Source organism: Acinetobacter sp. YH12126, from assembly GCF_013418745.1.
GTDB lineage: Bacteria > Pseudomonadota > Gammaproteobacteria > Pseudomonadales > Moraxellaceae > Acinetobacter > Acinetobacter amyesii.
Window position 1 is genome coordinate 228429 of the sequence record NZ_VPBM01000004.1, and the last position, 16826, is coordinate 245254.

The 16826-nt window shown below is 39.0% G+C and carries 17 protein-coding genes and 1 pseudogene; 2 read left to right on the forward strand and 16 right to left on the reverse strand.

The annotated features are described in order from the left end of the window. Positions 1-95: 95 nt before the first annotated feature. The 15 genes from FTU62_RS03540 to acnD all read right to left on the reverse strand — a co-directional run bounded on the left by FTU62_RS03540 (position 96) and on the right by acnD (position 12955). Positions 96-464, reverse strand: a complete 369-nt coding sequence (locus tag FTU62_RS03540; protein WP_111884822.1) for a DUF488 domain-containing protein — start codon at positions 462-464, stop codon at positions 96-98. Positions 465-509: 45 nt separating this feature from the next. Further along, positions 510-956, reverse strand: coding sequence for an SRPBCC family protein (locus FTU62_RS03545; protein ID WP_078191122.1), 447 nt, complete (start codon positions 954-956; stop codon positions 510-512). A gap of 330 nt (positions 957-1286) precedes the next feature. Next, on the reverse strand, positions 1287-1673 hold the full coding sequence (locus tag FTU62_RS03550; protein WP_111884820.1) for a ribonuclease E inhibitor RraB: 387 nt from the start codon (positions 1671-1673) through the stop codon (positions 1287-1289). Positions 1674-1806: 133 nt separating this feature from the next. Continuing rightward, the gene (locus tag FTU62_RS03555; protein ID WP_180101842.1) at positions 1807-2742 is read right to left on the reverse strand and encodes a hypothetical protein; all 936 of its coding nucleotides are present in this window, start codon (positions 2740-2742) and stop codon (positions 1807-1809) included. A gap of 496 nt (positions 2743-3238) precedes the next feature. Then, a complete protein-coding gene (locus tag FTU62_RS03560) occupies positions 3239-3904 on the reverse strand; it encodes a pseudouridine synthase (RefSeq protein WP_180101843.1) in 666 nt (221 codons plus the stop codon). Positions 3905-3989: 85 nt separating this feature from the next. Further along, positions 3990-4448 (reverse strand): GIY-YIG nuclease family protein, encoded by a 459-nt coding sequence (locus FTU62_RS03565; protein ID WP_180034547.1) that lies wholly within the window; start codon positions 4446-4448, stop codon positions 3990-3992. 1423 nt (positions 4449-5871) lie between these two features. Beyond that, entirely contained in the window at positions 5872-6129 is a 258-nt protein-coding gene (locus tag FTU62_RS03570) for a hypothetical protein (protein ID WP_180101844.1), read from the reverse strand. A 105-nt stretch (positions 6130-6234) separates the two neighbouring features. Beyond that, positions 6235-6444, reverse strand: coding sequence for a hypothetical protein (locus FTU62_RS03575; protein ID WP_180101845.1), 210 nt, complete (start codon positions 6442-6444; stop codon positions 6235-6237). 217 nt (positions 6445-6661) lie between these two features. Further along, entirely contained in the window at positions 6662-7153 is a 492-nt protein-coding gene (locus tag FTU62_RS03580) for a DUF2569 domain-containing protein (RefSeq protein WP_180101846.1), read from the reverse strand. A 148-nt stretch (positions 7154-7301) separates the two neighbouring features. Further along, on the reverse strand, positions 7302-7877 hold the full coding sequence (locus FTU62_RS03585) for a DUF4126 domain-containing protein (RefSeq protein ID WP_111884815.1): 576 nt from the start codon (positions 7875-7877) through the stop codon (positions 7302-7304). Positions 7878-8004: 127 nt separating this feature from the next. Further along, the gene (locus FTU62_RS03590; protein WP_306669900.1) at positions 8005-8241 is read right to left on the reverse strand and encodes a hypothetical protein; all 237 of its coding nucleotides are present in this window, start codon (positions 8239-8241) and stop codon (positions 8005-8007) included. Between the two features lie 233 nt (positions 8242-8474). After that, the gene (locus tag FTU62_RS17585) at positions 8475-8636 is read right to left on the reverse strand and encodes a VapC toxin protein (RefSeq protein ID WP_257223044.1); all 162 of its coding nucleotides are present in this window, start codon (positions 8634-8636) and stop codon (positions 8475-8477) included. Next, positions 8636-8866 (reverse strand): antitoxin, encoded by a 231-nt coding sequence (locus FTU62_RS03600; RefSeq protein WP_180101847.1) that lies wholly within the window; start codon positions 8864-8866, stop codon positions 8636-8638. Before FTU62_RS03600 ends, FTU62_RS17585 begins: the two co-directional genes overlap by 1 nt. Positions 8867-8955: 89 nt before the next feature. Next, positions 8956-10257, reverse strand: coding sequence for an SIR2 family protein (locus tag FTU62_RS03605; protein WP_180101848.1), 1302 nt, complete (start codon positions 10255-10257; stop codon positions 8956-8958). Between the two features lie 79 nt (positions 10258-10336). Beyond that, a complete protein-coding gene (gene acnD, locus FTU62_RS03610; protein ID WP_180101849.1) occupies positions 10337-12955 on the reverse strand; it encodes a Fe/S-dependent 2-methylisocitrate dehydratase AcnD in 2619 nt (872 codons plus the stop codon). A 591-nt stretch (positions 12956-13546) separates the two neighbouring features. Between acnD and FTU62_RS03615 the strand changes: the two genes are divergently transcribed. Next, positions 13547-15646 (forward strand): multicopper oxidase family protein, encoded by a 2100-nt coding sequence (locus tag FTU62_RS03615; RefSeq protein ID WP_180101850.1) that lies wholly within the window; start codon positions 13547-13549, stop codon positions 15644-15646. 117 nt (positions 15647-15763) lie between these two features. Next, the gene (locus FTU62_RS03620; RefSeq protein ID WP_257223047.1) at positions 15764-16495 is read left to right on the forward strand and encodes a folate-binding protein YgfZ; all 732 of its coding nucleotides are present in this window, start codon (positions 15764-15766) and stop codon (positions 16493-16495) included. Between the two features lie 221 nt (positions 16496-16716). On the opposite strand, the pseudogene FTU62_RS03625 reads toward FTU62_RS03620, so the two are convergent. Next, a pseudogene (locus FTU62_RS03625) lies at positions 16717-16826 on the reverse strand (IS5/IS1182 family transposase); the annotation flags it as partial.

The following is a 16826-nucleotide window of genomic DNA, read 5'->3' on the forward strand; positions in this document are numbered from 1 at the left end:
ATTTCATAAACTTAAAAACCATAAATTTCGTATGGTTTAATCACCTTGTGAAGGTCGTAAATTTCACAACGCTACAGCACTTGAAGGTTTAAATTTTAGATCTCTAATGAGGTATTTAATATTAACGCTTTTAAGATATGCGCATGATTTTTATCCGTATGTTTAGCCGCTGTGAGTAAGGTTAGTGGCTCCTCTTTTTCCCATGCCCGCAGTTGTTCCAACTCGGCTTGATGTGGCTGTATTTCTTGCAAATAGCGCTGTTTAAACTCGTCCCATCGAGAAGCCATTGCCTCATCTTGATGATACCAACGACGTAAATCTGTAGATGGCGTCAATGCCTTCGGCCACAAATCTAGCTCTGCGCTCACTTTACTGATACCACGCGGCCACAAGCGATCGACCAATATGCGTTTACCGTCGTCTGGGCTTATCTCATCATAAATACGTTTAATGTGTACAGTCATTAAGCCCTCCTTCGCCTATTTGCAGTTTTTCAATCATTCGTCAGATTATTCATCGGGGATCGCTGGATTCACTAAAAAAGCCAGCAACTGTAAAGACTCCTGCCAACCCAAATAACAGGCATCAGGTGGAATAACGCTCGGCAACCCTGCCTGTACAATCGTCACTTCGGTTCCGACTGAGACCGCTTTAAACTCAACAGTGACTTCGATTTCACCGGCCAACTCTGGCATATCAAATTGGTCTGTATAGCGCAGTAAATGATTCGGCACGACTTCATGATAATCACCATGGAAAGCGTGTGTGGTTCCCGTTGAAAAATTTTGAAACGACATGCGGTACGAGCCACCTACACGCACATCCGAATGTTCCACATGGGCAGTAAATCCATGCGGTGCCATCCATTTAACCAAAGCATCTGGCTCCACAAAGGCACGATAAACGCGCTCTACAGGCGCACTAAAAACACGATGTAAACGAACAGTATTGCTCATGATGATGTCCTTTTGTCATTGTTTTCACTGAATCATCCACATGCATTCACCCTCGCTTTATCGTCCATTTTTATCACATTGAAACGTTCTAAATGAGACAGCTTTGAGACGTGCGAGAAAGGTCATTGCTGTTCAATACTATAGCGAATCCTACAGATTCATCCCATCACTTTAACGCAATGCCGTGTTATGTTTTGTGAGCTACACTTATATTGATTTGGACTTAAAATATTGAAAAATAAAAAATTTACAAAATTTTTTTAAAATTTAAATAATAAAAAACCCAGTTGAATCACTGGGTTCTTGTTGCTAAAGATGCAATAGTGAGACTTAGCTCAATTGTGCTTCATCTTCATCCAGATCATCATCTTCATAGATATAAGCCATACAACCCCAGCCGTCATATTCGCCCGAATGTTGTTCCGCAATTTTAATAAACCACTGCTCTAAATCAACGATATCTTCATAATCAGGCTCCATATAAACATAGACCGTGATAATCCATTCCACGCGATCTGATTCTTCATCTTGGAACAACGAAATTTTTTGCTCTTCTTTCAATAAATACAATGCACACTGTTCAGCCTGCGCTTCGTTCGAAAAGGCAATTGAATATTCGATTTCGTGCGGCACAGATAAATCATCACCATCTTGCTGCATCTGCCACAGCACATTGCCATTATCATCATCTGGAAATTGTTTAAAATCACGAGTCATTGTACTTTCCCTTATCGTTTATGAATTTTATTCTGTTGACTTAGATTAACGGATAATTGTTGCAATTTGCATTAGCTAAATCTCTTTAATCAGAAATAGACCGCCGAAGTGATCTTTCTGATAACAATTCAAATTAAACCACAACATCCATGTGGGCCTGAGTTTCTTTAAGATGTAAAACCAAAGCTGCCATTTTCAATTCTTCTAAGCGTAATTGTAGATAACTGTCGAGTACCCGTGCCTGACTAAAATGTACACCATGCGCATTGAGCAAGGTGAAATCATCCGCCAAAGCCTGCAATAACTCACCTAAGTTTTTGGTATTTAATTGGGCTAAATACAAATCAGCACGACTATTAAACACCAATGTAAATAATTGCATCGCAGCCAAACGACGTTCTTCATCAACATAATTACATTTTGCAGTCGATTGCTGCTCCATTGCATCAATCATTTTGCAACGTACCGCAGTCAAATTTTGCTTTGCCGCAGATTCATTCATGCCATCCATCAGCTGATCTAAAATACTCTGTAAAGGTAAAAAGAATGCTGACTGATAGCCCCGTATTTTGTTGTCCAAAGCACGGTTGATGTTTTCCAAATGCTGCTGATCCAGCGCTTGGCTATACAAACCCTTTAACTCGGCACGGGCTTGTTCCTGTATTTGTGATTTAGCTCTTTCTTGATATTTGCTCAAATACTGACGCACTTGTTCGATCTGTGCGCGAATATCATTCAACATGATATCGGCATTGGCTTTGGTGACTTCCACCAAACCATCAGCCTGTAAAGTTCGATACTCAACATATTGTTCAATCTCTACAATATGTTGATATTTTGCTACTTTATCGACTTGGATTTTGAGCCCACAGTTTTGAATACGTAATTGACTGATTTCATAATTCAATTCATCTTGCTGAGACTCTGTTTCAGCCAGTTTTAGCCGCGTACGGTCGAAGTTTTCCTGCAGTGAACGTAGGGTTTTATCATTTTTCAATTTGCGGTTATAAACAAAAAGGAGAGCCACAATTAATAGGATGATAAGGACGATTAAAGCAATATTGATCATTTGCCAATCCTCAAAATAAGCTTCAATAATTTAAGTTTATTCCCCAAAACAAACCTAAGTTACAAAAGTTAAAATCTATAATTCATTTCATATTAGCAGAACAAATGCAAAAAACCGTATTTATCTGACCAAATACACACTTGCACACAATTCAACTAAAATACTGTTTTAAATCAATTTAATAAAAAATTTTCATATTAAAAAATAATCAATCAATATTCTTTAGAAAATATAATAAAACTTTAGAAATGGTATTTATTTACTAAAAGATACAAAGAAACTTAATATTAATCTTTGTAAATATTTCACACACTTTATAGAGATATTTAAATTATTTATATATCCCCAGAATTAGGGATATGTTGTACATCATTATTCATTTTTAAGCAGAAAAATCTATTTAAGGCTGTAATTATTCTTAGCTTGCTAAGCTGCACAAAATTTTCAATGCAACATAGCAGATTTTATGAACAATGAGCATTCACATGAATATGCTTTAAAATTCTGCTGCGCAATGAATATGAACAGCTTGTTGGGTTAAGGGCTGGGTAAATGCCAGATCGCAAGCATGTAACGCCATCCGTCCGAGTGAGCTTTGCTTTGCATTCGGGTGATACAGTTGATCCCCTGTAATGGGGTGCCCAATATGCATCATGTGTACACGTAACTGATGTGAACGCCCTGTCACTGGTGTTAATAATACTCGGCTAATGTCTTTGCTTGCGTCATAGCTAATGGCTTGATACAAGGTTTTTGAATGTTTGCCTAATTCAAAATGCACCATCTGACGTGGGCGATTTTCCCAGTCCGTAATGAGGGGCACTTCAACACTGCCCTCACCTTCTAGCTTACCCTGAACCAAAGCTACATATTGCTTCTGAACCGTTCGCGCTTGGAACATTTTACTCACCGCCACTTCTGCATCGCGGTGTTTCGCAAACATCAAAATGCCTGATGTTGCCATGTCTAAACGATGGGTAATCTTTGCTGCTGGATACTGTTGCAAAACTCGAAGATAGGCACTGTCATGATGCTCAGGCAAACGTCCCGGAACCGACAGCAATTCCGCTGGTTTTTCGATGACAACCAAGTCTGCATCTTCATACAAAATACGTAGAGGACCTTGAGGCGGCGCATAGACAAAGTTGGGATCTAAAGGCATGGACAGACTGTGTACTGGGAGAATGTCGGCAAAATAACAACTGACTAATTCGCTGTCAATCGACTTTAACCGATCAGGTCTAACCCTAACGATTATTGGTCCCCAATTTACCAAAGGCTGGTGCTAATGAATGAGACAAATCATCCTCCAGTAACTGTAAGATGCTTGCACTCGTGGTTAAAGGATACTGATGTAGTGTGATGCGATATTTGCCCTGAAACCACTGCGATAAATGCAAGGCATAGGTTCGTTTAGGCCCAAAACCTAAATGTTGTTTTAAACGATTCTTTATACCTGTCCGTGATGATCCGACATACAGAATGTGATTGGGTTGATTTAACTTGGCACAGGCATGGGTTTTCAATGCCTTAAATGCAGCATAGTCCTGATATGTCTGCTGTATATCGCCACCAACCTGCTCTATCACATAAATATAATGTGCGTGTAGAGCAAGATCATCAAAACTTGAAAACTCAAATATACGCTCAGCTTTAGTCTGCTGTGCCTGCAGACAATCCTGTATCAATTGGTTCAGATAACCCATATCAAAATTATTTAAAATTTAGATAGTTAAGCATAACAACTTTGTGAAAAAGGACAATCCGAAGCTTAGATTAAGTTTGAGTTGTTCTGCGTGATATTCATTACATCAGCAATGATCAAAGTTTGTCTGGAATGAATGCGAAGTTTGGAATTTTGAAAAAGATGGAAGGATTTATTATTCGATTGAATTCTTAAAAATTTTTTAGGGTGTAAGAGAAAACAGTATTGTTTACTTCAACTATCATCACTTTGTAAGTCATGATCTTATAGCCTATAAACTTCTGGTTTATAGCGTCCTAAGCTGAATCGAGACCTTTTGGGTGAGTACTGTACACGTGTTTTGCACCACTGACAGCATACTACTCTTTTCAATCTCTATCACACCCTTGAGATATATAGTAGTGGTATCGATGAGGGATTGTTTCCCTGAAAATCACTGTTTTTGGCTTATTTTAAAAATATTTTTCACATTTAAAGATATATTGAAAATATTTTCTTCTTGCATCATGTTTTAGCATTTTTTCCATCTTATAAATGACTTTTCCCGAGAATTTTCGCCATAGCTTAGCACTCAAACCATCGGGATCATTTGAATTCTAGACAGGACTTTTAACCAATGAGAACTTGTATTGAAATGAGTTCTCCAACTAGATTAAGAGTCAATAATGCATACCACAGCGAGATCTGAAAATTGAGGTGTGCTTGAAAAAAGTAGCAAAAAGCACAGAAGCTATTCAATGTGATGAAAATGAAATTCGTTCAGATTTAACACTTGGCTTAGGACTATTTTTACGGGAGATGCCTGATGATCTTTAAGCTTATGGTGATTAAACTGGTGTGGTTTGTTTTATGCGGATTAAAGGAGTAATGATTCATTATTCTTTTTTATTTTGGCTTAAATTTTTGGGGTGGTATAAGAGAAAACAATATTGTTTACTTCAACTATCATCACTTTGTAAGTCATGATCTTATAGCCTATAAACTTCTGGTTTATAGCGTCCTAAGCTGAATCGAGACCTTTTGGGTGAGTACTGTACACGTGTTTTGCACCACTGACAGCATGCTACTCTTTTCAATCTCTATCACACCCTTGAGATATACTTTAACCAAAGAGGATCGGGATTAATTTCCTAAGTTTTTCTAATTTCCTGCAAATTCAGCAAATTTTTTCAGCCATTTTAGGTTTAGCAGGATATTTTATCTTTTCAGCTCATTTCAGCGTTTTTTATCTGCAGATTTGCCCAACTATAAGAAAATTTTCTTTTACAACAGACAAAACGTCCAAACACAGCGTCAAATTTAAAAATATATCGCCGCTGAACATTCATCCCTTAACTTCATACAAAACTCCGCCCTTTGAGTAGAGATCTAAGCCTATCCATGTTCTGCAGATATTAGGGTTGATCTTTTCAACGCATGATTGGTCATTGAGCTAAATAGCTTTGTACCCACTGTGCGCTAAACCACCAACCACTACATGCCATCATACCACAAAGTAAATTGGCCAAAATTTTATTCATTCGGCTGAGGTCTGATGCATATATTTTGAGATTGATCAGATATGCAATCACGGCATATACCAATCCAATCGCACCACCAATGATAATCAGGATCAAAGGCCATGCTGCATAGGCATGCGCCTCTGCTGGATATTTTGTAGAACGGATGGTTTCTGTGGTCATGCTGTATATCCTATTAATAACGCGATTACCTATTTTAGTTAGCAATTTCTGCGCCATTTTTCTTGGATATACAGCGTTATTTCAAGGTTAATGCATGTTGAATTTCTAGCTTTGACTACAGCATTTATCGCAACCAACAACTTTTTCTGTTGGCCAGCTCATTCGTGCACGCTTATAAGCGAGTTCAAAATTGGCAAAATAACCAATCAATATTTGCTGGTCAAACTGCGGCATATCTACGCATCCTTGCGTGCCATTGTGAATTAAATGTGAGCCATTCGATAAGGCATTTTCATCCACTATAAATTTAATCATCTACCATCCCCCTCTTTATTTTTTATAAAATTCAAAAGATTAATAAATCCATATAAAATTTATGTGATTTATAATCACATACTAAAATTATGCCTTTATTGTTTAAAAATCAATCGTAATTTAAAGATTTTTTTAGGCGTCTCTTGGATGACTTAAACGCAGAATGATGTGCTCTTTTAGGACAGATAGTTGCAATTTTTTGATCAAATTTATGTGCTTAAGCCGAGTGCTTTGAATGTTGAGTAAAGGTATTTTTCACTCGAACTGACATCAACAAATACGGCGTCCAAATCAGACAACCCATAGTACTCGTCGCTAACAGCATGATGGTCTCTGTATCAAATGCATTTTTATCAGTGAATAGCACACTCAAAATGGCACTATCACATAACTGTACCAATAAAAAACTTGCCATAAACGCAATATAGAATGTTGGAAAGTAAAGATGCTTACTAAAAAATAAGTAGACAGCACAAACTGAAAGTAAGAAAAATACAATATTTAAGATGCTTTCTATATAGAGTAAATACATCAGAGTTGGATAATAAAGTTCCGATTTTTGATCACTTATTTGACTTAACGCCTCATTTTGAAAAAGTTGATATAGGCTATAAATATCAAATGAAAGCAATAGTAGTGATAGGACAATTTTTATCCCCAACACAATAAGCCACCCGCCCAAACCTTTTAAATTCCTCTGATTGTTCATTTTTTTGTATCACTTCTTATAATTTTTATAATCTTTATCAAACAATGAAAAACTCAGTTTCGGATTTTTATTTCTATATTTATTAAGCAAACACGCAGATCACTCACTCTAAAAGATGGATTCATTTTAGAGTGAAATCTTGACTGGTTTATAAAGGGGTATCGACCTGTACAGTTCGTTTTTGGCGAATACGGCGAACCAACCAGATCACGATCGCAATCACTAAGATCACCACAAAAAATGGGACTAAAAAGGCCAATACTGACAAGACAGCCGCGCCAATCCATTCCCCTGTAGATAAGATCGGATTTGCAACGCCACCTGTGGTTGCGGTAGATACACCACGCGCAGCGACGGTACTCATTTGCACTGCTGTTGCTGTACCACCACCGACAATAATTGCTGCCGCCCAACTGGCAAACTGTGACATTTCACCTGAGCTTACTGCCATTGTGGCAATCGTCCCTGCAATCATAGCTGCGGGTGTTGAAATAGTGTCGAGAGCATTGTCTACCCAAGGGATATAGTACGCGGCGATTTCACAGACAGTCGCAATTGCTAAGCCAATGCAAACCGCAGGCATAGACAACCATTCGAATCCTTTCATCGGTTCGAATAATCCTAAAATGGAAGCAACACTCATCACCAATAAAGGTACAAAGACACGGAAGCCACAAGCAGCACTTAAGCCAATACCAATACACAGTCCTAATATTGTTTCCATGGGCTTCTCCGAACAGTTAAATGTGCAATTTGTTTTTATATATGCAGTGTTATACGTTAGCAAAAAGCCCTATCGAGTGATAGGGCTTTTCTTTCTAAACAGCGGATAACTGTTAGTGTTTTGCAGCTTAGGCATTCTTATTGTTAAATTGATTGCCTTGGCATTTGGTACACGGTGGTAAACGATCAGTACCAATTTCTAAGTAGACGCGGTGTCCGCATTGAACACAAAAATAGAAGCCTGTTCCGGGTTTTTGACCAGCAGTAACCATTTTTGTTCTCCATATGTTTTTAGAAATGGTAGATTCAGTATAACCCTCTTGTGATGAATGTCTATTGGTCATTTCGACAATTGATAATGGCATTTAGGCAAAGCATAATTTCGTGTGGAAATTTTGGTGGGTTTACAGCGATTTGCTGAGCCTGTTTTCTACTTGTAGTTCGTCTACACGCAGAAATTCTTTTTCATTGTTTGTGACCATAACCCAATTATTTGATCGTGCATGAGCAGCTAGCCATAAATCATTATTGCCAATTATTTGCCCCTGAAGCGCTAATTCTTTAATTGGAATGATTGAGGTGAATTCATCTATGACTTTTAATGCTTTTGCTTTTTTTGACTTTTTTCCGCACCAAAGCGAAGTTCGCCTAAAGTAATTACGTCAGGTAAATGTTTTTCAAAATGCTGACGAACAATTTCAGGTTGATGCTTAGTGATATAAATACAAATATTGGTATCCAATAAATATTGTGTTGGCATTAGAACGCTTCTCGTTTTTGCGGTGGTTCATCTACTCTTGTTTCTGCATAAAAGTCATCTGGCATTTGCGCCAAAACTTTAAATAGCTGATCTGCTGTGACAGATTTTTCACGCAGTATGACTTCATCGCCACGTCGAAAGATTTCGACTTCTTTGCATTTAAAGTGAAATTCTTTCGGTAAATGAATGGCCTGACTGCGGCCTGCCATAAAAACTTTTGCAATAGTCATAAGGCAACTCTATTAGTTTTTGTATATATTTTATGATAGATTTTTTTGAGTGTTTTCCAACCACACATTAAGGTTGAAAATTACTAAACTCAAAAACAGTCTAGAAGATCTTTAACATCATTATTTAAGCTATGAGAAGTTAAATAATTCTTAATTAACAACCTGTTGTCTGAAGAAACACTTGTACGTCTTCTAGACCATACATTATATGCATGCCAAGAATAACCTAACTTTAGTTCCCTACTCATATTTTCCATTGAATATCTGACTGCATTTAAAATTTCTTCTTCAAAGTCCATCCCCCTTATATCAACAATCGATAATAAGTAAGTTAACCATTTTGCTAAAATTTCATATTGCACCCATGCTCCAGTCTCTGAGGTAAATTCCTTTTTCTTTTTGATAACTTCAATAATAATTCTTTGAGTGTGAACATTGTTATAGCTAAATCCAACAGCATTTATTGATGAAAGAATTTCGTAAAAGGAGTTTTCAACTTTTAAGTAATCTTCTGAAAATGAATGTGTTTTTAGAATAATTTTTTGGATATTTTGAATTGTCGTTTCACTACACTCTTTAGCTCTATCCAAATTTCTATTTATATTATTAAAGAAATCATTCGTACTTATCTCATCTATAACTCGTATGCTATACGTCCTATAATAATAGTCTTTAATATATTGATTTACCTTACTTCTTGATATAAAGAATATGCTAGAACCTAATAAGTTTTCTAAAGAGTAATTCTTATAATCATTGATAATAGCTTTTAGATTAGAATCTCCCAATTTATAACCTAATATGACTAATGTATTTTCATGCAAAATAGTACTTAATTTTCTAGAAAAATAAGTGTCAATATTTATGAAATTATAATAGTCATTCGCTGTTACTATCATCTTTGTATAGGAATCAACCGACCCGTGTACATGATATATCTTCACTGGGGATGATGATCTTGGTATCGGATTACCTGGAGAAATTGATTGACATCTTTTTGAAGAAAGTTCTTCGGTTAATTTATCATAATTTGTCGTGACTACTCGGAAAGATTGAGTATCGAAAAATTTTTTAATTTCATCAATATCCCCACCAAGCCGAATGTCTTTTACAATATTTAATATCTCTTCGTAAATGCATTTGCCTATTTTATCTAGTTCTATTTGTATTACTTGTGCAATCTCCTCCAACGAGAGAATGGACTTTTGACTAGCATCAAAGAAAGTCTCTTTTAGTTCTTCAGGGGCTTCCGTTAAGTCACATAAATGAATTAATAAACTTTCCCATGTAGGCGAGCTATTATTACTTATTGCACTTGAAAAACCTGAGCCAGTAAAAAAACATAATCTTTTAGTTACAGCCGCATATGCAATCTCAAAAAATTCACTCAATTATTTTATCTACCATTAAAAACCCCACTTAACAGTAGGGTCTTTATACCAATAAATCAATTACTTTCAGCTTAATTCATCAAGCCACATTCCCTTCCAAGAAATCCTGTGCAAAGCGTTGTAACACACCACCCGCTTCATACACATGAACTTCTTCTTCAGTATCCAAACGGCAAGTCACAGGCACTTTAATGATTTCATTTTTGCCGTCTGCCGTAGAACGCTCAACCACCAAAGTCAGGTCAGAACGTGGCGCAATATTACCAATCACGCTATACAGCTCTGTACCATCCAGCTTCAAAGTTTTACGGTCAGTTCCAGCTTTAAACTCAAGCGGTAACACGCCCATACCTACTAAGTTAGTACGGTGAATACGCTCAAAACCTTCTGCCACGATCACTTCTACACCTGCAAGGCGCACACCTTTGGCAGCCCAGTCACGGCTCGAACCTTGACCGTAGTCCTTACCTGCAATAATGATCAGCGGTTGCTTACGGTTCATGTAAGTTTCAATTGCTTCCCACATACGCATCACTTCGCCTTCAGGCTCTACACGCGCTTTTGAACCTTGCTTGATCGTACCGTCAGAGCGAACCACCATTTCATTAAACAATTTCGGGTTGGCAAATGTCGCACGCTGTGCAGTCAAATGGTCACCACGGTGGGTTGCGTATGAGTTAAAGTCTTCTTCTGGCACGCCCATTTTATGCAGGTACTCACCCGCTGCCGAATCCATCATGATCGCATTTGAAGGCGATAAATGGTCAGTGGTGATATTGTCAGGCAAGATCGCAAGCGGACGCATATTTGCAAGTGTACGCGGTGCAGCCAAAGCCCCTTCCCAATACGGCGGACGGCGGATATAAGTACTTTGCGGACGCCAGTCGTATAGTGGGCTTGCCGCTTTTTCACGCTCACCCAAATCAAACATTGGGATATACACTTTCTTAAACTGTTCAGGCTTCACCGCTTTTTTCACCAATGCATCAATTTCAGCATCAGACGGCCAAATGTCTTTTAAGTAAATTGGATTACCGTCTTTGTCATTGCCCAGTGAATCGGTTTCGATATCAAAACGAATCGTCCCTGCAATTGCATACGCCACAACTAAAGGTGGAGAAGCCAAGAATGCTTGTTTTGCGTATGGATGGATACGGCCGTCAAAGTTACGGTTACCTGAAAGTACCGCAGTTGCGTACAAATCACGATCAATAATTTCTTGTTGGATTTTTGGATCTAAAGCACCTGACATACCATTACACGTGGTACATGCATATGCCACGATACCAAAGCCTAGTTTTTCTAAATCACCCAATACACCTGCTTCTTCTAGGTATAAAGCTGCTGCTTTAGAACCTGGTGCAAATGATGATTTCACCCAAGGTTTACGCACAAGTCCTAACTCATTAGCTTTACGTGCAAGTAAGCCTGCTGCCACGGTATTACGTGGGTTAGAAGTGTTTGTACATGAGGTGATTGCTGCAATGATGATTGCGCCATCAGGCATTAAACCTTCAGCTTCCTGAGCTTTAGCCGCTTCTAAGTTACCTGCAATGCCTTTGGCTTTTAAATCAGCAGTTGATACACGTGCATGTGGATTCGATGGACCTGCAATATTACGAGTGACTTGTGATAAATCAAAACGTAGTACACGCGGGTATTCTGCCGCTGTCATATCCGACGCCCAAAGACCAATTTCTTTGGCATAGGTTTCAACCAATTTCACTTGATCCGCTTCACGGCCTGTCAATGTCAGGTAATCAATGGTGTTTTGGTCAATGTAGAACATCGCAGCCGTTGCGCCATATTCAGGGGTCATATTCGAGATCGTTGCACGGTCGCCTACAGACATGCTGTCTGCACCTTCACCGAAGAACTCTAAATAAGCACCGACGACACGTTCTTTACGCAAGAATTCTGTAAGCGCTAACACGATATCAGTTGCGGTAATGCCTGCTTGACGCTGGCCCACCAGTTCTACACCAATGATGTCTGGCAGACGCATCCAAGATGCTCGGCCAAGCATCACATTTTCAGCTTCGAGTCCTCCGACACCAACAGAAATCACACCCAATGCATCAGTATGCGGCGTATGTGAGTCTGTACCCACGCAAGTATCAGGGAAAGCTAAACCATCACGGTTTTGAATCACTGGAGACATTTTCTCCAAGTTGATTTGATGCATGATACCGTTGCCCGCAGGGATCACATCGACATTTTCAAAGGCTGTTTTGGTCCATTCAATGAAATGGAAACGGTCTTCGTTACGACGGTCTTCAATCGCGCGGTTTTTCTCAAATGCATCAGGATCAAAACCACCAAACTCTACAGCAAGAGAATGGTCAACAATCAGCTGCGTTGGAACAACAGGATTGACTTTTGACGGGTCGCCGCCTTGGTCAGCAATCGCATCACGCAAGCCTGCAAGGTCAACCAATGCGGTTTGACCGAGGATGTCATGGCACACCACACGTGCAGGGTACCAAGGGAAATCGTGGTCTTGTTTGCGGTTAATCAGTTCTTTTAAAGACTGTTCTAAGATTGCAGGGTCGCATTTACGAACCAACTGCTCTGCAAGGACTTTAGATGTATATGGGAGTTTTGCGTATGCGCCTGGCTGAATATCTTCTACGGCTTGGCGTACATCGAAGTATTCTAGCTGGGTGCCTTGCAGCGGTTTACGGTAGTTGTTGTTCATAGCGTTCCTGCCCTCGGTCTTTCATTTTTTTGCGTTGTCTTTTTCATAGACAATTCATCTTTGTTCGATAGGCATACTACACTGCCGAAAACCCATTTCCCAAATCTGATATATTTCATAGAGTTAAATACAAAAACAGGGGTTTTTGAAATATTTAGTTACACTAACTTTGGAATATTCGCTCTAAATGTGAATTTTTTTGAAAAATAGCTGCAAATCCGCCTCATTCTTTAGTCTAAGGAAAATTGCACTGCATAATATTTAATCTAAATATCAACCAATTTGGTTAAAAATCAGTCTTATCAATTTTAGTATTTAATAATCAAGGTATTAAATTATTTTATTAGCTCATTGCGCCTCAAAGTCATAATGTGAATCAAAACACGGTTTTATTATTTATTTTATCTTAATTCTCAATTTATCCCTATTTGCAGGGATAGCGTCGAATCACCCCTCTCTCAGATAATAAAAGCACGACATACAAGCACAGTAATTCGCTGTACTCGCCAAAATAATCACAATATTTACAAAACCTTAGCTAAATAAATCAGCGACTACTGTTCTACCGTCATTATGCTTTGGGGAAAGATCATGACAAAATTTAAAACCATCATTGGGGCTGGCTGCCTCTTAAGCTGTCTCAGCTTCATTGCCTGTGGCGACAACGACCAATCGACAACGGATTCGACGATTCAAGAAGAGGAAGTAGACTCACCGACTGTCGTCTCGAATCCACCACGTTTGAAAGCCAATGCACAAGGTCAACATGAACTACTGATAGCGTATAAACGCCAAGCCTTATACGACCCTGAAACGGGTGAGAATGATCTATTACAGGTCAGAGGCTATCTGACTAAACCTGAACTCTGGAACTCGAAAAATAGCGATGGCAGTGTTTCGGATGTGTTGGTTGGCCCACAAATTCGTGCGAAACAAGGTGACAATTTAAAAATTCATCTGGTTAATCATCTCCCTGTTGAATCGACGGAGACCTGTCCAAGTCCAGTGACCAATATTAACCAAGGGAACTGTTTTAACACCACAAATTTACATACACATGGTCTTTGGGTTAGCCCGCAAGGAAATAGTGACAACGTATTTTTGAGCTTAAAACCTCAGCAAGATTTTCATTACGAATTTAAGATCGAACCGAATCATCCTGCGGGAACATTTTGGTATCACTCGCATGTGCATGGTTCAACCGCGATTCAGGTCTCAAGTGGCATGGCTGGCCCTTTGATTATTGAGGGCGAGCGGAAACCTGTCATTCGTCAGGGGCAAATTCAACAGACTGGAGATTTGGATATTTTATGGAAAAATCAAAAAAACCAGCAGTATGACCATGAAAAAATCATGCTGTTCCAGCAGATTCAATACAACGAAGATTGCGACAGCAAATTAAGCCAAGTAAATGGCACACCCTGCATCTATAGCTTAGAAGATTATTCAAAACTCGATATACCAACCTCATGGGCGGATGAAAATCGTTTTACCAGTATCAATGGCAAAATGTTTGGTGAAATTAAGGTGGATCAGAACCAATACCACCGCTGGCGCATGATTCATGGCGGTATCCGTGACACCATTGGTTTGACGATTAAGGAACTGCCTGATTCTGCGCTCTTTACCGCAGAGCAAACCCTGAGTGAATGTCAAAAGTATCAAAGCAAGTCGATGTCTTCACAGTTTAAGACGCTAAAAACATTACCGTTATATACCCTGGCACAAGATGGCTTGACCATGGGGAAAATCCAAAAGCAAGGGATTGAAATTTTTCAGCCAGGTTATCGCTTTGATGCCATGCTCTCCTTCCCGACCACCAATAAATACTGTGTATACGATGCCAAGCTGAATCTAGAAGATGAAATTAATGCGCCTGAATCAAGTCCGTTACTTCGTCGCGCACCAGAAGAAAAACTCAATACACAGCTCCTCGGTTGGGTCAATGTGCAAGCAACTCAACTACCGCAGCAAACGCCGTTTAACTTCTTAAAAAGTCAGGCCACCCAACTAAAACTGGCACCAGAAGTGATTGCACAGCTCGAACAGGGTGATTTATCAGCCTTTATCTCGCATGCGAGTTTAATGACTGCTGAAGTCGATGAAATGCTCAAAACGATGGCGAAGCAAATCACCAACTTTGACATTCTGTTCAATACAGATGGCAGCTTTAAATTTGGTATTCGTCATGCCGAAGAAGGTACCTTGATCAGCTTTGGCGATGCCTACCATGATGAAGACCATACCCACCATAGCTATGTCCGCAAGCTTCCAATCGGGCAAACTCAAGAGTGGGAGTTAAGCAGTAATGTTGCCAGTCATCCCTTCCATATTCATGTCAATCCATTCCAAGTGGTGAAAATATTGAATGAAAATGGTGTCGATGTCAGTGCCATCGGCAGCTCAGATAAAGATGGTGCAGGAAATATTGACTCGCAATATCATGGAATGAAAGGCGTTTGGAAAGATACGCTCTTCGTCAAACAGGGCTATAAAATCTTTGTACGCAGTAAATACGAAAAATTTGAAGGCGACTTTGTGCTGCACTGCCATATTTTAAACCATGAAGATCAAGGCATGATGGAAACCGTGCGTATTTGTGGCGACCAATATGATTGTAATAGTGAGCCTCCTTCACATCATTCCACTATGGATATGACTGCAAGCGATATGCCTACACACAATCACTAAGACAGATCTCTGCTGTACAAAAGCCCATATCAATATGGGCTTTTTGTTTGCCTAACACTGCGGCTTGCTGCAAAATAACATGATTAATGATATCTAAAATTTATACTGAGGCTGGTCATGACAACGTCTATGGCATTCACATCTTTTTCTCTCAACGGTGTCGATGCACAAAAATTTCTACAAGGGCAAGTGACTTTGCATGTTGAACGCCTTGAAGAAAATGCAACACGCTATACCGCAATCTGCGACCTCAAAGGCCGTATTCATTTTGGTTTATGGCTCACCAAACACAGTGCTGAAAGTTTTTCTATTGTCACTACAGCAGATCAAGCCGAAGAATTTGCCAAACATATTAAAAAATTTGGTGCATTTTCTAAGATGAAACTTGAAGAAACTGGTACAGTTTTTCCAAGTTTAGTCGGTGATGAAACGACATTTTCTTCGGAACCGACGGATGTTGCAGCATGGGAAATTCAAGCGATTCAAGCGGGTCAGGCCTATATCGACCAAGCCATTGAACATGTGTTCCAACCACAAGAGTTACGTCTACATCAGCGTGAAGGTGTCCACTATGACAAAGGCTGTTATTTGGGTCAGGAAGTGATTGCACGTTTATGGTTTAAAGCCAAACCAAAAGCTTGGTTGCATGCAATTCAAGGCACGGGTACTGCTCCTGCACAAGGCGAACAGCTGAATAAAGGCGTACAAGTCGTCAATAGCGCGGCTGTAGAAAATGGTTATGTAGCATTGGTTGTTGCTCGTCCAGAAGCTTTAGAAGAGTTAGATGTAACTGTTTTAGCCTTGCCTGAAGCATTAAATGGTGATGTGGCACGTCCGCAGTCAGCTTAAATAAATTCAGAAGATAGCTACATTTAGCTATCTTCTTTTATAACAAATCTAAGTTTTAAATTTTAAAATTCATCATGTTAATTTGACTATTTTTAAACTAAAATGCACTCCGAATTTTAACAATAAACTATATAACGATGCATCAGACACAATTTCAAGACCCAAAGCATAAGTTAATCGCACTCTACTATGGTGGTTTTTCAATAGACTTCTTTCATAATTCATTTTTTGCTCAGCTCTAAATTATAGATTCCTGCAATTAAATTGAATCTTAAGCCCAGTCTTTTTCCTCGATTACGATATCGCTCGGCAAGGATTTTGAAAGTTTTTA